This window comes from Legionella rowbothamii (assembly GCF_900639985.1).
In the GTDB taxonomy this organism is placed as follows: Bacteria; Pseudomonadota; Gammaproteobacteria; order Legionellales; family Legionellaceae; genus Legionella; species Legionella rowbothamii.
In genome coordinates this window covers 846,258-864,660 of sequence record NZ_CAAAIM010000001.1, presented here as the reverse complement: position 1 = coordinate 864,660, position 18,403 = coordinate 846,258, and the positions used below count along the sequence as shown (strand labels likewise).

The following is an 18,403-nucleotide window of genomic DNA, read 5'->3' as shown; positions in this document are numbered from 1 at the left end:
GAGAATTTGTACCACAGCACTCCTGCATTATGACTTTGTCTAACAGGTTAAAGCAGCTGACAGGTTCCCCACGAGTTAATAATTCCTTAATGGAAACTAGGGTAAAATTTCAGCCATATTTTTTTGCCTATGAAAATTATGCCAAATAGCCCCATCACAATTAAAAAAACAGATCGATTTTTTATTGCCATTGCTAAAATTGAGGTGCATTCGTTTGTCTTGTTTGGAGTTTATAATCAGTTTAAGGTAAATAACTTACTAAGTCGGGTAGGTAAGGTATTTGACGATAGTAAAATTGATGACACTTGCATTGATGAGTGCATGCGACCGTTCTATTTCCTTTCTGGAGGTATTGCTGCTCAATTAATGGATGAAGGAGTTTTCAGAAAAAAACGGCGACAAGCCGCGATCAATTACCAGGCTTATGATATTAGCTACGAACAATATTTAGAATATCTAACGATTTTAAGTAATTTAAGCACCCAAAAAAATGCTTTTTACTGTTATCAACCCAATTGGGTGTCTGAGGAGCAAATTATACTTAAGTATGATAAGGTGCCGCGTCAGACCAGTTCGAATGAGAATGTAGCTCAAATAAAACAAAGCGTAGCGAGTTTGAATGTCGGAAATACTTGTCGACATAGCGCCATTGCATTGGTGGAAGCGGTGCAGAAGGAGCCGATTTCTACTTCTGTTTCATCTTATTTCTTTCGTGATTTGCCTTATAAAACCATATTGGAATTTGGTCAGCCCACCAATTCGATCCCTTTTTATGTACTTCCAGCCCCTCCCTCAGCCTACATAGGATTGGGAGATGAGAAAGAGCTAATTCTTAGGGACCTCTATGCAGGGATGGAGCGTTTGCCGCACATTGCGCCTCACGACCAAATTACGATGGATAAATTTAGCCGGCTTAAGGAGTTATATAATAACATTGCGGGACCGCAAAAAGATGTAAGCCTTAATGAATTACTCCAAAACATTCAGGTGTGGAAGAGTAAAAATTGTGTCGTTTTAGACACCTTAAGAGAAAAATTTTGGGGTTTGGATTTCTTTTTTAAGAGGACATCAGCTACTATGTTGTTAGTCAATAACGTAGAGTCTAGGCTAGAAAAATTCATAACCTCTTCGTTGACTCGATGAGGGGTTAACTTACATCAAAGGAGTGAAGATGAAATTCTATTATTGCAAATCGGCTTGTTCTTTGGCAGTACGCATTATTTTAAATGAATTAGATTTTAGTTATCAGGATGTAGAAGTTGATTTAAGAACAAAAAAAACAAAAAACGATGAGGACTTTTGGGCGATTAATCCCAAAGGAGCAGTGCCAGTGATTATGCTGGATAATGGTCAAGTCATCACTGAAAACCAAGTTATTTTGCAATACCTGGCTGATACGGCCAAAGACCAAAAGGTTTTAGCGCCTATAGGAGATTTGAAGCGCTATCATACTTTAGAATGGTTAAATTATGTGGCGACAGAGTTGCATAAGTCTATTGGTATGTTTTTTAATCCAGCACTGACTGAAGAAATGAAAAAAAATATTTATATGCCAATGATTCACGCCAAGTTGAAATTGGTAAATGAGCATTTAGGAAAAAATACCTATTTAATGGGAGAGCATTTTACCCTTCCAGACGCTTATTTATTTGTTATTTTAAGATGGACCTATTATTTTAAAATGGATTTATCTGCGGTACCGCACATAGAAAAATTTATGCATCATTTAAAAACTCGCCCTTCAATAGTAAAAGCACTACAACAAGAACAATTATAAATACTTGCGCAGCCTGGTTGGCTCCAACCAGGTTTTCCAAGGCTCATGCGTACATCAAGATAAGTGAAAATTGGGGCTGGGGCTTTACCAAAGAAATAATTTATGACACAATGTGTATTTTTAAGTCAAATTGAGGATTTAATACATGCGGAATCAAAATGCATTTACAGCTGAGCTGGATTTGAAGTTTTTTGGATACGCAGGTTTTGAATCAACAGCAGGGCTTTCTTTATCAGACCAGGCTCCTCTTATTGCACGTAATGTATTGCGTGTATTGATGATGGGATGGACTGATGCTTGGAGAGAGCTATTAACCCCAACGGTTTTTCATGCCGTTTTTATTGAGCGTAATCCGACATTTTTAAAGGAAATGCGTCGTGCTTTCCAAGAAGGTTTTTTAGAGTTATTTAACCAATTAGAAGGCAAACAATTTAATGAAAACCAATCAGAACAAATACAACTTTATTTAAGTAATTGTTTGGCATTATTACCTTATAGTGATTTAACTCCCTATGAATCGATTAGTATTCCTCAAAACATTGCCGGCGAATGGGTTCTGGTGGAGTATGCGGTAAAACCAATTGAATTAACCAGTGGAAAAGAGCGTGATTCGGACCGAGTTTTTGCTTATGGTCTTGAGCCTTTAATCAATCGGTATGCAGAGCCTCACTTAATTTTTATGGGTACCACTTATCCTGCTGGACAAGGATTTTTAACCCAGATTAATTCCGATGCTCGCGGCTTTGAATCCGTGGGGACTTCTTTATATAAAACAGGTAGACAACGTATTCATGATTGGTTGGCGTTGCAGCACAATCCTGTTCATGTTTGTGGAACAAGTCTTGGGGGTTCGTTAAGTTTATTATTAGCTATTGATAATGGTGATTATACCTTAGCACGTGTTGATGCCTTAAATCCTGCAGGATTACATGAGGCACAGTCTTCAACTAATATGGATCACTGGGATAAATTGTCTTCTAAGCCTCGAGTTGTAGTCCAGAAACAGGGAAACGATCCGGTTTCTTATTTTGGTTTTTGGAAAGATGATTGGGAAATAGTCGAAGTGAGGCCTCCCAAAAATAAACAAGGCCCAAACGCAGTTACCGATCATGCATTAAATTATGCAGGTATTAAGGGCACACAGTTTACCTACATTAATGCTAATGAAGACAATGCCAAACGCAGTTCACGAAATTTTTGGATTTTTTCCCTTGCTCGCAGTGCATTTTATTATAGTGTCATGGTTCCTTATACATACGTAATTCGCCCGACAGGTTATTTTTTAGCTAGGAATTGGCCTTTCTTATTCTTGGCTCCCGTGGTTGCTTTGGCTTCGTACGCTACATTTCTTGGAGGCGTATTGGCTGTGGGGTTTGGTGTTGCGGCAACAGGACTCGCTTTGCTGGGAGCTGCTATTTTTGAGCGCATTTTTAAAAGCACTCCACAAACGCATTATGCAAAAATGCATGATCCTTCACTTCCGCGAAATGAGGAGCTGGACATTTATAATCAAGACAATGCCCTTGATCTAAAGCTTACTTATCGCGATGTAAATGCTTATTATAAAATGATGCGTATGGCTAAGGGCAAAGAGTTTTTGCCGGATCATGATCGCACTTCCAAATATGTTAACACGATGACGAAACGAGAATTACTAGCGGCTAGTGAGGATCCTCTTAATGCAGATGTGGATGTGACTTTACGTTTACCCAAAGCTAAAATAATACAAATGAATCATGCTTTTAGACTTTTTGGTAAAATAGGGGCCACGGATCAACATCGATTAGCAGAAGGATTGAATGCTAGCCAGCAAGAGTATGCGTGTGGGAAAAAGCCATAGTTTATTGTAGGTTAGGCCCTAGGCCTAACCCAAAACTTACAAAATATTCTTCATTTAATGGCTGTGAAAGGGTGCCTATGCATTGTTCAATGAAGCACAGCTGTGCTGCACTGCCTCCCCCACAAAATCAATAAAATGGCGCACAGCGGGCACCAAACCTCGCTTAGAGGGATAAATAAGGTAGAAACTTGCAGTAGACAAAGACCACTCAGGGAGAATACGAATTAAGCTCCCTTCCTGAATTTCCTGGTTGCAGTATTCTAATGGCAGTAACGCAATACCTAAGCTTGCCATAACTGCATGTTTTAAGATCGTCCATTCATTACTTTCGAGACGAGGAGTTAATGGAATACTCACTTTTTGTCCATTCGTATGTGTCAGTTGCAATTGATTGATGCCGTCCATTTTCGTTTTACCTAGCCAGGAAAACTGCGTCAATTCAGTAGGGAATTTTAGAGGAGGGTGTCCTTGCAAATAATTGGGAGTTGCAACTAGACAATGAGTGCTCTCTCCTAGTTTTCTAACGACTAAATTGGAATCCTCCAATTCATTGACTTGGAACCTCAGGGCCATATCAAATCCTTCTTCAATTAAATCTACTTTACGATCACTGGCATAAAGGTTGACACGCACTTCTGGATAACTCCGCAAAAACTCAATAATAATCTTTTTAAAGTGCGATTGAGCAACTAAAGTAGGGCAGGTTACATGAATGCGTCCTTTAGGTTTGGCTTGAGCTTGAATTGCCACTTCTTGAGCAAAATTGGCTTGGTTTACCATGGCTTTACTGTATTCATAAACTAATTGGCCTATATCCGTTAAACTCAGTTTACGCGTTGAGCGATTAAGTAAGCGCACTCCTAAATAATTTTCCAACTCCGAAATACGTCGACTTAATTTAGATTTCGTCATTTCTAAACCAAGGCTTGCTTGGGTAAAACTACCTTCATCAACAACACAGCAAAAGAAATATAAATCATTTAGGTCAGGTAAAAGAGTGAATGAGCGCATAGTTGGGTCTTTAAAATATTGATTATTGTTAATTATAGGACAATGTTTCATGAAATAGCTATCTTATCATTTATTGTTTTAATTATATGCTTAATACAGAGGCAAATAATTAATTCGGAGATAAAAATGAACTTACTCGCTCTTGATAGCAGTATTCTGGAAAATAATTCTATTTCTCGCCAACTGATGAGCCAATTTCTTGATTATTGGCAACAAGAAAATCCACACGCGGAAATAGTTTATCGTGATTTAAATACACAACCTATTAATCATTTATCCAGTAAATTTTTAGGTGCGAAACAAAAAGCCCCTGCAGACTTGTCCCCATCCTTAAGAGAGGATTTGGAGCTTTCAGAGCAGCTGATTAATGAATTTATCAATGCAAATGAGCTTGTTATTGCAGCGCCTATGTATAATTTCACCATACCTTCCCAATTAAAATCTTGGATCGATCGTGTTTTAGTTGCTGGACGTACGTTTAAGTATACCGAACAAGGGGTTGTAGGGTTGGCAGGTGAAAAAAAAGTTACCATTATTTCTACTCGTGGTAATCATTACTCAAGTGATGAAGTAATGAAGGCTAGGGATTTTCAGGAAGACTATTTAAAGGTTATTTTTGACTTTATTGGCATTAAGGATGTAACCATTGTCCGAGCTGAAGGTTTGCATATTAACGAATCAGTACGAGTTAAATCCATAAGTTTGGCTGAGCAAGAGATTAAAAATCTTTTTCAGGTTACTCACTAAAAACTCCCCGAATTCCCATATTTTTTAAGGTAGGCTGGGCGATAAAGCCCAGCAAACAATGTTTGTCCTAAATCCGATGGGGCTTACATCCGCCAATAACTGCCAAATGAAGGTGATTTTATCACCTGCTCTCCTACTCCTCGCGACATCCCTCATAATTGTCACCGCTCTGAATTACCGTGGTCAAGCACATGGTAATTCGAGCCTTAGGCAAAATTTGAAGTGAAATTCGGCCATGGGCTGTACCGCTAGCCTTTGCTATCACGACGCTTTATTTTCTTTCCATTCATATACTTTTTGCTCATCAATAACATCGGTGGTTTCGTTAAAGCCAGCACGATTTTTCAACGGCTCTATCGCTGTTGCGGCGATGTTAATGCAATTAGGTTTTGCATATTTTTGCATATGACCTGCAATATCAATAACTCGATCGCTTATTTGTTCCAGAGGTGTGTCCTCATCGATATAAACAAAACCGGCGTTGATACCACAACGAATTTGAAAGTCGTGTTTTATTTTCTTTTCATTTTGGTTAAAGCTTTTTAAGCGTTCAAGCAGACATACGGCGGCGCTGACGGCGCCATCAACAGTACGAAAACAACTCATAATACCATCAGGTGTTTTAGTGTACTTTACAACCCCGTTTTCTTTAAGGCATAAGTCCACAAAAGTGTTATAACGATCAAAGTCATAGGCAGCAAGATGTTTGTCTTCGTCTCTTTTCATCCCCGTTGAGTCAACCACATCAATGGCTAGAAAAGCTAATTGTTGCCCCATATTGTCGAGTTTACTTTTAAGATCTGCGAATTCTTTAAGAAGTTGTTTTCTATCACTAGGTTTGGTTGTACTCAATGCTTCAAATTTACTATCGATTTCAGTCATTTTTTCTTTGGATACAACCCGGCTGATTTGATTGCGCCATTCATAATAGGCTCTCTTCTCTTTCTGTTTACTGATTATACTCAAGCATTTTTCTCTCAACGAAGTACAGAAATTGGCTAAGATCAGTAAGAGTACACCTAAGATTAGCAGGCTAAAATCAATGCCATGTAATTTATAAGGTATAATTAGTTTTATGTGTGATACGAGTGGCTGGCTTACCTGATGTACCCAGTTTGTTATTTTCATTAATATTGTGTACTGACCAGGGTTATCGATATAATGGGAGCCAAAACTGATGGCTAGCAAAAGGACGAAAAATAGAAGTACTAATCTTACTACTTTCACTATATATGCCAAGGAAGTTAATAACATCTTTATCATTTTTTGACCTATAGTAGATACTCGTTTACTTTGGAATTCACACAAGCATTGGTTTAATAATAGGCAATAATTGAGAGATATGCGAACAAATTAGGTTTTTTAAGGTTAAGATAATGAAATATTGTAATAACATGTAGGTTGGGCCATGGCCCAACGTAAAGTTTTAGAGGGACTCGATGCTTTGTTGGGTTATGAGCCCAACCTATAAGGCAAACGATTTTAGCTTAAAACCGATAAGCTAAACGTGCAGTAATGGAATAAAGGAAGGGATAATAGGCATCCGCTGGACTTAGTTGAGACTCTCCAAAACCCGCAGTGTAGTTTGCTACAACTTCACCCATTATACGGTCTGTAAAATTATAATTGACCCCAACGCCAAATGTAGGGGATGCGCGCCAGTCATCAATAATCAAATCTTCACGATAGAGGGCTGCGATTCCGGCACTAGAAAATACTCTAAACTCAGTACGAGGGATTTGTAGCATAATTTTAGCGAGGACACTGATGCTATCAGTTTTCGTAGTTAAACTCAGTTTCCCATCATGCTCATAACTGAACAAGCTATAAGATGTGAAGTATACTGTCGAGTTTGGATAACGCATGTAATTTGCTTCAACTGCAAAATAAGGGGTAAATTCATACCCAAGCAACGCTCCCCAAGTTGCCCCGCCTTCCTGAACATCTACAGGTGTGGACATTAGCAGCGCAGTTTTTTGGTTTTTATTGGTAGGGATTAGTGCATGCCAGGTGGTAGATCCATAACCGGCTATAGCACCCGCATAAAAAGGATGTTTTACTTGGTTATTTATATTTGCGTAGCATCCAGTAGTTGAAAAAAATAAAAGCGAAAATAGAGGTAATATTGATTTTTTATTAATCACAATGCAATACTCTTTTTACAAAATCAGATCTAAATCAAATTGAAAAGCTGGGCCATAGGCCCAACTCGGTTCAGTGCAATTATTGACAGGCTTTCCCAGAAGAACTACAGATTCTTCCACGAGAATCAGTACCACCCAAACGGTAGCAGTTCCAGTTGTCCATACAATCTTGTACCGAAGTGTATTTTTGATATTCACATGCTTTTTGTAACGAGCCAAACACACTGATTAATCGGGCATAGAGCATTCTCATATCTTGACACATGCCTGCGGGTAAACCTGAAGCTTGGCAATAACAGGTAGCAGTAGTTTTAAATGAAGGGCAAAATCCGGGATTGTCTGTAGGAACGGCATTGGTGCAAGCAAAGGAAGATATACTAAAAAAACACATCAGCACAGCAAAAATTTGTCGTATCATTTTTGAGACCTTAGTTGAGGGGAAAAAATAATTGCAGTAATGTATCAGAAAAATGGAAAAGCTGCAAAAGAGATAGCTTTAAAAAGTAAAGTTTAGAGCATACAAGACACCTACAGCTTTGAATGAGAGCAGCATAATCAAGATTTTTTCACCACAACCTCGTTGATTACGCTCTGCATCAAGTCTATTTGTTGTTCAATAGCTAATCTTTAAACTATTTGATAACTCGTCCGATTGGGTTGCCCTACAGTTTTTTCTATTACCAAGCAATCCATAATCTTAACCACTTCTTTAGTAATTTGCTTGCGGTATTCCGGGGTTAGATTTGCCGAAACTACTAAATAATGTAAATATTGCTCAGGATCATAAAAAAAGCATGCCTCAAAAACATAATCAATTACTAATAGATCCTCTTGATAGTTTTTTATAGGGTGAGTTTTTAACCCAAAAAGTTCAGGTTTCTCATCAAGATGATCAATATTGGCAATAAAATCATTTCTAACATTAACGTTCATAATGAAATGAGTATTTCGTTTAAAGAACATTAACCGTGCAATAGAATGCTGTAAAATTTTATGATAACTCGTTGAAATTTTTAATAATTTTGCAGCAATAGGCATTAATAATTTGATTAAGGCCGCTCGGATTTTTTTACCTTTAAATCGCAAGGTATGAGTAGCCCCGAGCTTAATAAGATTAGAACAATGTTGATGGTTGCTGGTCTCGATTGTTGCTGCGCATATTTGCTTGGCCAAGGTGGTTACGGAAGCATGCTCATCCAAGTCAATTTTAATGGGCTCAATGCGTAAAAATGCACCTAGCGAATGATCATAGATAGGATTGTCTCGCGTTGATTTAATAATATTCATGACAGTGTATGGTGCATCATTTGGTGCATTGTTGCCGCAATTACGAAGTGCGAGAGCCAGTATGGCACAAAGTCCATTATTCAGACTGATATGATTTTTTTTACAGAATAGCTTTAGTTTACTCAACGTGTGAATGGGGATTTTTTCATAGGTTGAATAGCTATGGTTTGCTGCACTCATATCGTCCACGACATATTGTTTGGGAAAGGAAAAAAATGAAGCATCATGTAAATACTCCTCCCAGAACCTAATATTTTCATCTAATGATGTTGTAATTACATGTTGGTCAATATAAACATACTTTTTAAAAGTAAAGTCGGTTTCAATGGTATCTAGTGAGAGTGGATTTGTGTGGTAGAGCAGATAATATTTAGATAAATCAGCAAAGAGGATGGTAATGGATGCATCATCTGAAGTGATGTGAGGCATGCAAATTTGCAGTTCGCTAATACCAGTGTTTAGATGGAATAATTTGATGATAATTGATGGATAATTTTGTGGCCAATGCTGTGCGCTACTTAATTGCTCCATCGACATAAGGAGTCTTGTTTCTGCATCCTGTTTTGATAAAGAGCTTAGATCTTCCATCAGCAGTGGGAGAGCTACATTTTTTTGTATTTGCTGTTTGGGGCTAAGCTTTAACATGCGATAAGTTAAAACTTCATGTTTTTTTAAAATAGCTTGGAAGGCATATTCCAATGCTTCTTGATTTAATCGGCCTTGGAATTGTTTCCTGGCAACAATGTTTAACTTTTTTGCTCTGGGCTCAAAAGTATCCGCCATCCATAATACAAATTGGAATTCAGTTAATGGGATTTGTTTAACCCCAGGGTAGTACTCCTCATGATGAGTAGGGAGCTCTGATTCTTTAGCATTTTTAATTGCAGGGATTAACTTTGCGATAGAGGCTGCTTTATAAAAATCTTTTAAGGTAATACGTTTATGTAGTTGATGATTAATTTTGGATACTAAGCGTGCTGCTGATAATGAGTGGCCGCCTAGTTCAAAGAAGTTATCATTTAATCCAATTAATTTAACCCCTAATTCCTCGGACCACATTTTTACTAATTGTTTTTCTAGGGTTGTTGTCGGCTCTACATAATGTTGGCTAGCCTCTATATGGGGTATAGGCAAAGCCGCTTTATCAAGCTTGCCATTTGCGGTCAGTGGTAAGGAATTAACACGTACGAAGGCTGCCGGAATCATGTATTCAGGAACATGATTCTGCAGGAACTGTCGTATTTGGTTCATACTTGGGGATAGGTGGGGTTCATTGTCTTTTAGAATATAGTAAGCAACTAATCGCAATTCATGGTGTTCATCTTTTTGTGCAACTACGGCAACATTTTTAATCATGGAGTGCGTTTTTAAGCAGGTCTCAATTTCTCCTGGTTCAATACGAAAGCCACGGATTTTAACTTGATCATCCTAGCGGCCAAAATACTCCAGGGCTCCATCAGCTCGTCTGCGGCATAAGTCGCCTGTTTTGTAGAAACGTTTACTTGCATGATTATTGAGGGATAATGTAATAAATTTTTGTTGGGTTAATTTGGATTGATTTAGGTAGCCCCGAGCTAGGCACAGGCCACTAATTAATAACTCACCTGTTTCCCCATCAGCAACGGGAGCTCCATGCTCGTTGACAATAATGCAGCTGATCTCTGGGCCTGTGGTACCAATAGGAACATTGATTTCAAAGTCAGAAAAATTGTGTGCATCGACTCGATACACCGAAACCGCAACGGTAGTCTCTGTAGGACCATATTCATTGAATAATACATGCTTGGGATAGAGTGAAAGCCACGCTTTACATTCTGTAGCAGTTAAATTTTCTCCGCCTAAGATAATCGATTTTAAGTGAGGTAGCTCAAGATAATTATTTTGAGTTTCATGCTGCAGCGTTTTAAAATAGCTTGGCGTTGTTTTAATGATGTCGATTTGTGCTTGTACTAGATATTTAAGATAATGACTTATATTTTTTTTGACATCATCCTGGCAAATAACCACAGTTAATCCAAGCAGTAATGGAGCCAATGAGGTGGATACCGCCATATCAAAAATCGCGCTGGAAGAAAAATCAATCCGTTGTTGGGCTTGGCATCCGGTATATTCTGCAAGCCATTGGCAATAATTAATTACTGAACGATGCTCAATTAATACCCCTTTGGGAAGTCCAGTCGAGCCGGAGGTATAAATAATATAAGCTAATTGCTCCGAGGAGAGCTGAGTACTCAAATTTCCAGTAGTTTGCTGGCTGATGTGTTTCTCTTCTTTATCGAGAAGAATCAAATCGCCTTGATATTGAGTAAATTTATCGTTAAACGTTGATTTACTAATTAAAATAGGTGCCTTACTGTCTTGCAGCAAAAACAATAACCGCTCTTCAGGTTGATGTGCATCTAAGGGTAGATAAGCTCCGCCCGCTTTTAAAATAGCAATAATGGTGATAAGAAAATCAAAGGATCGAGGCAAGCATACAGCAATGGGTGTATCGGCCGTTACTCCTTTTTCTTGTAGATAACGCGCAAGTTGATTCGCTTTGTTATTTAATTCAGTGTACGTTAGTGCTTTCTTTCCCTGTAGAGCGCCAACATACCCTGGAAACTTGCGAGCTTGCTCCTCAAACAAACCTGGTAGTGTATTTGGTATCCCCATGTTTTGTACCTACATTGTTATTGTTATAGTCTCGGTAATAAACGATTAAGCCACTGTGGCAAATACCAATTCCACGATTTAAAAAGAGCCATTGTTGCTGGGACTAAAAAGCTTCTTATTAAAAAGGCGTCCATAAAAATAGCAACGGCAATACCTAATCCAAAGGCTTTAACCATTAATACGTCAGCGACTAAAAATGAGCCGCAAATCACGATGACAATAAGGGCTGCACTAGTAATGATACGGCTGCTTTTTTCAATTCCAAAAATAATACTTTTATTATTGTCTCCAGTTAATTGATGAGCCTCTTTAATTCGCGATAACAAAAATACTTCATAGTCCATTGAAAATCCAAATAGAGCGCAAAAAATGATCACTAATAAACTAACGTCAAGCATCCCTTGGGGTTCAAAATTAAGAAGATTAGCGAGATATCCTTCCTGGAATACAAACACTAAAGCACCATAAGAAGCAGAGAGACTTAGTAAGTTCATTAAAATGGCTTTTAATGGTAAGAAAAGCGATCTTAATAGCACTAAGAGTATCAAATAGGAAAATATCATTATCCATAAAATTGCATGAGGCAAGACGCGATAAATAGTATGTAATACATCGATATTGCTTACAGCCGTTCCTGTTAACTTCATCGTTAAACCTGAAATTGGCTTTAAATCACGTAACTCAGCAATCAATTTTTTGGTTTCAGGGGAGTTTAGCGGGTATTTGCTGACAATATTGAGCACCGTTAAATGTTTTAATGTGGTATTTGCCAATAATTGTTTCACATGAGTATCTGATAGGCTACGTTTGTCATGATATAAGGTATAATATTGGCTTTTCGTCAGGTCAGAGTCGCTACTGATGATCCCTGTAACTTTTTTAATACGGGAATTATCTTTCAATTTATCCACCAGATTATAAATCTTCGACAAGTTACTCTTGGATAAAATCGAAGTCTTGGAGGTTATTACTAATTGAATAGGGTTTAATTCTTCAATGTTAAATTGCTCCGCATAGGTATCATAAAAACTTCGCTTTGCAGAGTTTTCGGGGAAAATTCGATAGTCTGAAATACCAAATTTTACGGATAAGAAAGGGTAACCCAACACCAGTAACAGCGTTAATATTGTAAAGAAAAAGATATAAGGTCGCTTTACAACACGCTCAGCAATCCATCTCCAATAACTGACCTCTTCGTTTTTTCTGCGGAAAAAACGTATAGGAAACAGATTAATTTTCGTTTTTAGAACAGCAAGAATTGCGGGTAACAGTATGGTCGATATAAGAACGGCATAAAATACCGCCATAAGCCCACCAACAGCAACAGAAATCAAAATATTAATGGGAAATAAGAATAGGGCACTTAAGCTCACAAATACTGCTAACCCACTAAAGACGATTGCTTTCCCTGCACTGGCTTGGGTCACCGCCAAGGCTTCGCCACTGCTTAGCCCACTCTTCAATTCATCACGAAAACGGCTGATAAAAAATAAGGAATAATCTAAACATAAGCAAAGACCTAATAATAGAGCGATGTTGATAGTAAATACAGAGAGTGTGTAATAATGCCCAATAAAATAAAGGCTGGTTAAGATAATCAGAGCACACCCTCCACCTAAAATAATAGGTAGAAATGCTGCAACAACTGAACCAAACACAAAAAGTAAGGTAATAATTGCCACCGGGGTTGCGATAAAATCTGCTTTATAAAGGTCGATTTGCGTTTGATGCGTTACTTGTTCGACAAACTCGGGTTCCCCACCAATTTGCATTGTCATATTGGTAGGTTTTTTGATGGCAGCCTTAAATTCTTTTAATTGCTGATCCGTAATGGCTTTTTTGTTTTTAAGGATTACTACTGCATAAGCTGTATGCTTGTCCTGAGAAACTTGTTGCTTTTTATACGGGAGTAGGATTTCATGCTTAATCGAGTAATCATCTAGGCCAGACAATGATTTTTTAATCTTGGAAATGAATTCATCATCAGTCGCCTTCAGCCTAGAACTGTGGTACATGATAATAAATTTATTATTATTGTCGTAACCAAATTCCTTGTTCAGGAAGCTTTGCGTACGTGTGCTGTCAGAGAACAAATCGACAAAACCCGTTGTTTTAAAGGGGTCCATAATTTTAGGTAGAAAGGGAATGCATCCTAAAATAAGCACTATCCATAGGATAATAACAGGCCAACGAAATCGATTAATAAATTTTCCTACTTGGTAAAAAACCATATATTCTTCTCATTATTTAGCAGAAATTAATGTAATTTTGCAGCAAAAATTCAGTGCAACATGCTCAATCTATTTGCGAATTTGCAAAATAAACCCCTAAAAAAACGATGACTCTTTAATCATATTAGTATAAATTAAGCATTATTGTTTTGTTTTAGCCATTGAAAAGGTATTTGTGCATCACTACGAGGATTTGATAACCATTTTTCACGCTTGTTTCGGCGCGGATTATAACACCAGATTGGTTAAAGGTGGTAATGAACCCATTTATTTACCTGCCGATGATCAACGAGATTATCATGCTATTTTCTTTGCTCATGGTTTTTTTAGCAGTGCATTGCATGAATGTTCACATTGGCTAATTGCAGGAGAAGAGCGAAGGAAACAGGTTGATTTTGGCTATTGGTATGCTCCCGATGGACGTACGGCGGAACAACAAGTTTTATTTCAACAAGTTGAAGTAAAGCCACAGGCAATCGAATGGATACTTTCGAAGGCTGCAGGGCATAAGTTTCGCGTAAGTATTGATAATTTAGATGGCGAACAATCAGACACTGAAGAATTTAAACATGCAGTGTATGACCAAGTAAAACATTATTGCACGCATGGACTCTCCGAGCGCGCAAAGCGATTTCGAGATGCAATCAGTGCTTTTTATGGTCAAAATGCAGTCTTATGTGTGAATGATTTTTTACTAGAGGAGCTGTAACTAAAAGTAGCTAGGGCAGCTAAGGTCTCTTGCCTTGAATTCCCGTGGCTGGACCACGGGATCTAAGAGAGCAGGGCAACTTGCTATCCATGCATTAATGATGCAACACAACCCCCATTGTCCAATCTATATTTTGTTCAGAAGGTACATACTTCACCGTTTGGGTGGGTGAGAATCCATAACCATGCACCATTAAGGCATAATAAAAAGCAGGTAATAGGCAGTAGGAGTCAAGATACTCATTGTCAGGATAGGTAGAGCTCAATGTTTCCCAAGCTTGATGACAAGCTAAATCATTAGCTTGTTGGAGAAAATCTTGAGTAGTTAATTGCTCGCCAGGAAACTGGAATGGTTTGCTTTCAGCAAGGTTGGCAATACCACCAATAGCATACCAAGAGCGCGTAGGCTGGCTATTTAAAAGTGGTTGAATGATTTGGTTGGCCTTATGTACCCCATTGATCAGTGCTTCAATTTCTTGGGCACACTCAAGAGCGTTTCCTGCTCCTACCCCACCACTTGGAAGAGGGTAGCTATCAACAAAACAGGAAGAGGAATCCAAGAGTTGGTGGGCCATTTCATTTTGACCTAAACCAAGAAAACTATGCACGAATAAGGTAATATGTTGGCCATAGAGGTTTAACTCAATAAATTTTCCTTTTTGTTGGGTTGCTTCACTAGAGACAGGGAAGGCAATTTGAGTAGATGCGCCGCCAATATCCAATACTCCGACAGATTCAGTGGAGGCTGATTGTAAGGTTTTGAGGTGATAATTCACTGACAACCAGTCATAGAGTGCTTCATCATCTCCGGTAATTGTTTTGGCATCCATTAATTGCCAATTGGCATTTTGGTTAAACCAGTTTCTTATATTTTGGTAATAGACTTTCTGTTTTGCTTGAGGGACTAGACGCATTCCGGCAGTAGCATAAAAATAGACGGGCATCTGCTGCGTAGGAGCTCCTGCAAAGAGAATGGTCATGTAGGAATCAATAGTGTTTTGATTGGTTTCAATCGTTGCAAGTCCGGGGGAGATTTTTTTTGCCCAGACTTCAGTGATGTTCGTTGGGGTATTTGTATTATCTTTGTTATAGGTAAAAACATGTAGCCTGGAGCCAGTACTTCCTGCATCAATTACTGCAATACATTGGTGGTCTTTACAGGGATTTTTTTCGGCATAAACATTCGTTGATATGATGAAGAAGCAAGAAATAAAGATGAAAATACGCAGCATAGTCTCAACCGTTAAGATTCAGTGCGCAAATGATACACTATGTATTTTTTGTTTTCAATATGATATCCTCACAAAAAATGCTAAATTATTAAAAAAACAAATAATGTAGGCTGGTTGCTTGCAACCAAGATCACTGCCATTAAGTTAGGATTATATTTATACCCTGTAGGTTGGGCCAATGGCCCAACAAATGCATCGCGTTATACCAGAATTTAATGTTGGGGCGTGGACCCAACCTACAAGTAATTATAATTTCTTAACTTAATTGCTGTGGTCAAAAACACGGGCTATTCCGCTTATACTACTGGATTACATCATAATGACAAAAGAACATGTTGGCGCAACCTATGCAATTTTATCTGGCTTTTTATATGGATTTATTGGCTATTTCGGTTTAAGTGCCATGAATGGATCAATGTCATCCAGTACCATGTTATTTTGGCGATTTTTTATCTCCAGCATTGCTATTGTAATTGTACTTTTACCTCAACTTAAAAAGAGCACAGACACCGCTAAAAGCATGTTAAACGCGTTTTTAACAGGCATGATTTATTATGGTTTTTCAACCTTACTTTATTTTTTAGCTTGCCAATACGTGAGCACAGGGGTATCGATGGTAATCTTTTTTACCTATCCCGTATTAATTATGCTTATTAACTTTTTAGTATATAAGCAAGCAATTCCTAAGGTTTATTATCTGGCAATTCTATTTATTCTGATTGGTATGAGCTTTTTAGTTGATTTGAGTGCCTTATCCTTTAATTTATCAGGTATTTTCCTTGGGGTAATTTCCGCATTTTTTTACGCTTGTTACATTATTTCCAGTAAACGAAATACACTGTCCCCGAACATGTCCACTTTAATGGTGTGTTTAGGGTGTATGGTTACTGCATTCATTGTTTCTGTTTTTAATCATACATTTGCTATGCCATCCTCAACTAACGTATGGCTTCATTTATTAGGCATTGCTATTATTGCAACTGTGGTTCCAATTTTATTAATGCTGTACAGTTTACGTTATATTAGCTCTGAAAAAGCCTCTATTCTATCCGTTTTAGAACCTGTATTTGTTGTGATCTTTGGGGTTCTACTTCTTGGCGAAGAATTACGCCTGATGAGCGCTGTAGGAATTATTCTTATTCTGGCTGGGGCCTTGGTTACACTGTTTAGCCATAAAATTAGTCTTGAGCTGGGGCGACTCAATGGGTGGCGAAGAGAGGTTATTGGGGAGTAAGGTGAGGAAATAACTACTTGATCGACGTAGCCCGTATTACGCTATACGAATACTGGCTACGTGGTGGGTACGTTGTTCTTATCTTAATACCAATTACCCGTATAGCTATTAGTACCAGAACAATCGCTCGGTGCGCATGTTCCATTACATGGATTACCGCAACAGTTACTCAACGCTACAGAAGCAATCACCATAGCTAAAACCAATATCATTTTTTTCATGACCTATCCTTGTTATGACTTCTTATACCTTAACTATACTCCAGGATTGTTCATTTAACCAATTAAAATTCAATGCTCTACTATTTGTAGCCACTGTAATTTCCATAAGTCAAAAAGAAATAATTGATTGGTTTTTTGGTCTAAATAAGGGCCGGCATTAATCGAGCGATGATTGGCAAGTTCCCGAAGCAATTCTGGTGTTACGCCCTCTATATCCCACTCACAACCATTAATATAAAATTGGTTTATTAGCCCTGAGTTTTCTTCTACATAAGCAAAACGGCAAGAGGCATCGCGTATCAGAATTAATCCTGATTGTAGTTCCTGGATAAAATTGGACAAATCACTTAGTTCATCTTCTTCCAGGGGCATGGGTAATTGTTGTTCGGCGTTTTGATCCAAACGGGTCGCAAAACAACCAAACCAAGACTTCATTATTTTTTCATCATTAATTAAGTGCTGTAAGAGTTTTTGTGCGTGTTGCCAGGCCGGCTGAGTAATTTCGGAGGTATTTTCTAAATGCGACCAATCTGGATCTTGATATAAATCAGTGAACGCGCCTTTTTCAGATAAAAAGTCACCAAGGCTGTCCCATAATTCTTGTCCTTGATAGCTGCGATATCCAAAAGAATAGGTCATGCATGATTCAGAGCGGGAGATGCCATAATGGCCAACATGCGGTGGCAGATAAAGCATATCACCTTCTTCAAGAATAAATTGCTCTTCTACAGCAAAACGCTCCATGATGCGTAGTTCAAGATCTTTAAGATAATTGTCTTGATTGCATTCTTTAGTAGTTAACAACCATTCTCGACGCCCTTGAGCTTGGTATAAAAAGACGTCATAGTTGTCATAATGCGGCCCCACGCTGCCATTAATTGCAGCAAAGCTAATCATGATGTCGTCGATTCGCCATTGGGGAAGAAAGTCAAAATGATCCAGCAGGGTATACACTTCAGGTATTAATCGATCTACCCCTTGGACTAATAAAGTCCAGTGAGTTTGCGGCATAGTGTTAAAATCTTGTTCTGTAAACGGTCCACGCTTTAGATGCCAAGCAGGATTCTGTTCTGGTGTTTCCCAGACAATACGGCTTTCAACATCTTCCTCTAGGGCCAGCCCTGCTAATTCATCGGGAGTTAAGGGGTTAACAAAATTAGGCAAGGCATTACGAATAACTAAAGGTTTCTTTTGCCAATATTCGCTAAGAAAAGTTTTTAAAGAAATATCCTGAAAATTGATCATATCTACTCCACATAGCCTGATGCAGGATAGCGTAATCAAGGTGAGTTCTTGATTGAGCTGCACTGCTTGAG

The 18,403-nt window shown here is 38.2% G+C and carries 16 protein-coding genes; 6 read left to right on the top strand and 10 right to left on the bottom strand.

The features are described from left to right. Window positions 1-138: 138 nt before the first annotated feature. From E1P08_RS03580 to E1P08_RS03570, 3 genes are all read left to right on the top strand, one after another. Window positions 139-1,143, top strand: coding sequence for a hypothetical protein (locus E1P08_RS03580; RefSeq protein WP_242602358.1), 1,005 nt, complete (start codon window positions 139-141; stop codon window positions 1,141-1,143). A 28-nt stretch (window positions 1,144-1,171) separates the two neighbouring features. Continuing rightward, the gene (gstA, locus tag E1P08_RS03575; protein WP_133135625.1) at window positions 1,172-1,777 is read left to right on the top strand and encodes a glutathione transferase GstA; all 606 of its coding nucleotides are present in this window, start codon (window positions 1,172-1,174) and stop codon (window positions 1,775-1,777) included. Between the two features lie 145 nt (window positions 1,778-1,922). Beyond that, window positions 1,923-3,617, top strand: coding sequence for a hypothetical protein (locus E1P08_RS03570; protein WP_133135624.1), 1,695 nt, complete (start codon window positions 1,923-1,925; stop codon window positions 3,615-3,617). A 75-nt stretch (window positions 3,618-3,692) separates the two neighbouring features. Here the strand turns inward: E1P08_RS03570 and E1P08_RS03565 are convergent, their stop codons facing one another. Beyond that, window positions 3,693-4,628 carry a LysR substrate-binding domain-containing protein gene (locus E1P08_RS03565; protein ID WP_133135623.1) on the bottom strand — a complete coding sequence of 312 codons (936 nt, stop codon included), beginning with the start codon at window positions 4,626-4,628 and terminating at the stop codon, window positions 3,693-3,695. 126 nt (window positions 4,629-4,754) lie between these two features. Here E1P08_RS03565 and E1P08_RS03560 point away from each other — a divergent pair, with 126 nt between their 5' ends. Further along, window positions 4,755-5,375 (top strand): FMN-dependent NADH-azoreductase, encoded by a 621-nt coding sequence (locus E1P08_RS03560; RefSeq protein WP_133135622.1) that lies wholly within the window; start codon window positions 4,755-4,757, stop codon window positions 5,373-5,375. 261 nt (window positions 5,376-5,636) lie between these two features. Here E1P08_RS03560 and E1P08_RS03555 read toward each other — a convergent pair whose 3' ends face one another. The 6 genes from E1P08_RS03555 to E1P08_RS03535 form a co-directional block, all read right to left on the bottom strand. Further along, window positions 5,637-6,341: an adenylate/guanylate cyclase domain-containing protein gene (locus tag E1P08_RS03555; protein WP_242602357.1), complete on the bottom strand. Its 705-nt coding sequence runs from the start codon at window positions 6,339-6,341 to the stop codon at window positions 5,637-5,639. Between the two features lie 521 nt (window positions 6,342-6,862). Next, the gene (locus E1P08_RS03550) at window positions 6,863-7,519 is read right to left on the bottom strand and encodes an outer membrane beta-barrel protein (RefSeq protein ID WP_133135620.1); all 657 of its coding nucleotides are present in this window, start codon (window positions 7,517-7,519) and stop codon (window positions 6,863-6,865) included. Window positions 7,520-7,598: 79 nt separating this feature from the next. Next, entirely contained in the window at window positions 7,599-7,937 is a 339-nt protein-coding gene (locus E1P08_RS03545; RefSeq protein WP_133135619.1) for a hypothetical protein, read from the bottom strand. Window positions 7,938-8,146: 209 nt separating this feature from the next. Beyond that, window positions 8,147-10,189 (bottom strand): condensation domain-containing protein, encoded by a 2,043-nt coding sequence (locus E1P08_RS17430; protein ID WP_278042278.1) that lies wholly within the window; start codon window positions 10,187-10,189, stop codon window positions 8,147-8,149. A gap of 45 nt (window positions 10,190-10,234) precedes the next feature. Continuing rightward, on the bottom strand, window positions 10,235-11,461 hold the full coding sequence (locus tag E1P08_RS17425; RefSeq protein ID WP_242602355.1) for an amino acid adenylation domain-containing protein: 1,227 nt from the start codon (window positions 11,459-11,461) through the stop codon (window positions 10,235-10,237). A gap of 23 nt (window positions 11,462-11,484) precedes the next feature. Continuing rightward, the gene (locus E1P08_RS03535; RefSeq protein WP_133135618.1) at window positions 11,485-13,692 is read right to left on the bottom strand and encodes an MMPL family transporter; all 2,208 of its coding nucleotides are present in this window, start codon (window positions 13,690-13,692) and stop codon (window positions 11,485-11,487) included. A 175-nt stretch (window positions 13,693-13,867) separates the two neighbouring features. Here E1P08_RS03535 and E1P08_RS03530 point away from each other — a divergent pair, with 175 nt between their 5' ends. Next, complete coding sequence (locus tag E1P08_RS03530) at window positions 13,868-14,401, top strand: elongation factor P hydroxylase (RefSeq protein ID WP_133135617.1); 534 nt, start codon at window positions 13,868-13,870, stop codon at window positions 14,399-14,401. Window positions 14,402-14,495: 94 nt separating this feature from the next. On the opposite strand, the gene E1P08_RS03525 is transcribed toward E1P08_RS03530, so the two are convergent. Further along, window positions 14,496-15,632: an acetate and sugar kinases/Hsc70/actin family protein gene (locus E1P08_RS03525; RefSeq protein ID WP_133135616.1), complete on the bottom strand. Its 1,137-nt coding sequence runs from the start codon at window positions 15,630-15,632 to the stop codon at window positions 14,496-14,498. Between the two features lie 316 nt (window positions 15,633-15,948). Between E1P08_RS03525 and E1P08_RS03520 the strand changes: the two genes are divergently transcribed. After that, a complete protein-coding gene (locus tag E1P08_RS03520) occupies window positions 15,949-16,866 on the top strand; it encodes a DMT family transporter (RefSeq protein WP_133135991.1) in 918 nt (305 codons plus the stop codon). A gap of 83 nt (window positions 16,867-16,949) precedes the next feature. Here E1P08_RS03520 and E1P08_RS17115 read toward each other — a convergent pair whose 3' ends face one another. Both E1P08_RS17115 and E1P08_RS03515 read right to left on the bottom strand, forming a co-directional pair. After that, window positions 16,950-17,087, bottom strand: coding sequence for a hypothetical protein (locus tag E1P08_RS17115; RefSeq protein WP_165485075.1), 138 nt, complete (start codon window positions 17,085-17,087; stop codon window positions 16,950-16,952). A gap of 69 nt (window positions 17,088-17,156) precedes the next feature. Next, window positions 17,157-18,332 (bottom strand): JmjC domain-containing protein, encoded by a 1,176-nt coding sequence (locus E1P08_RS03515; protein ID WP_133135615.1) that lies wholly within the window; start codon window positions 18,330-18,332, stop codon window positions 17,157-17,159. Window positions 18,333-18,403: the final 71 nt, after the last annotated feature.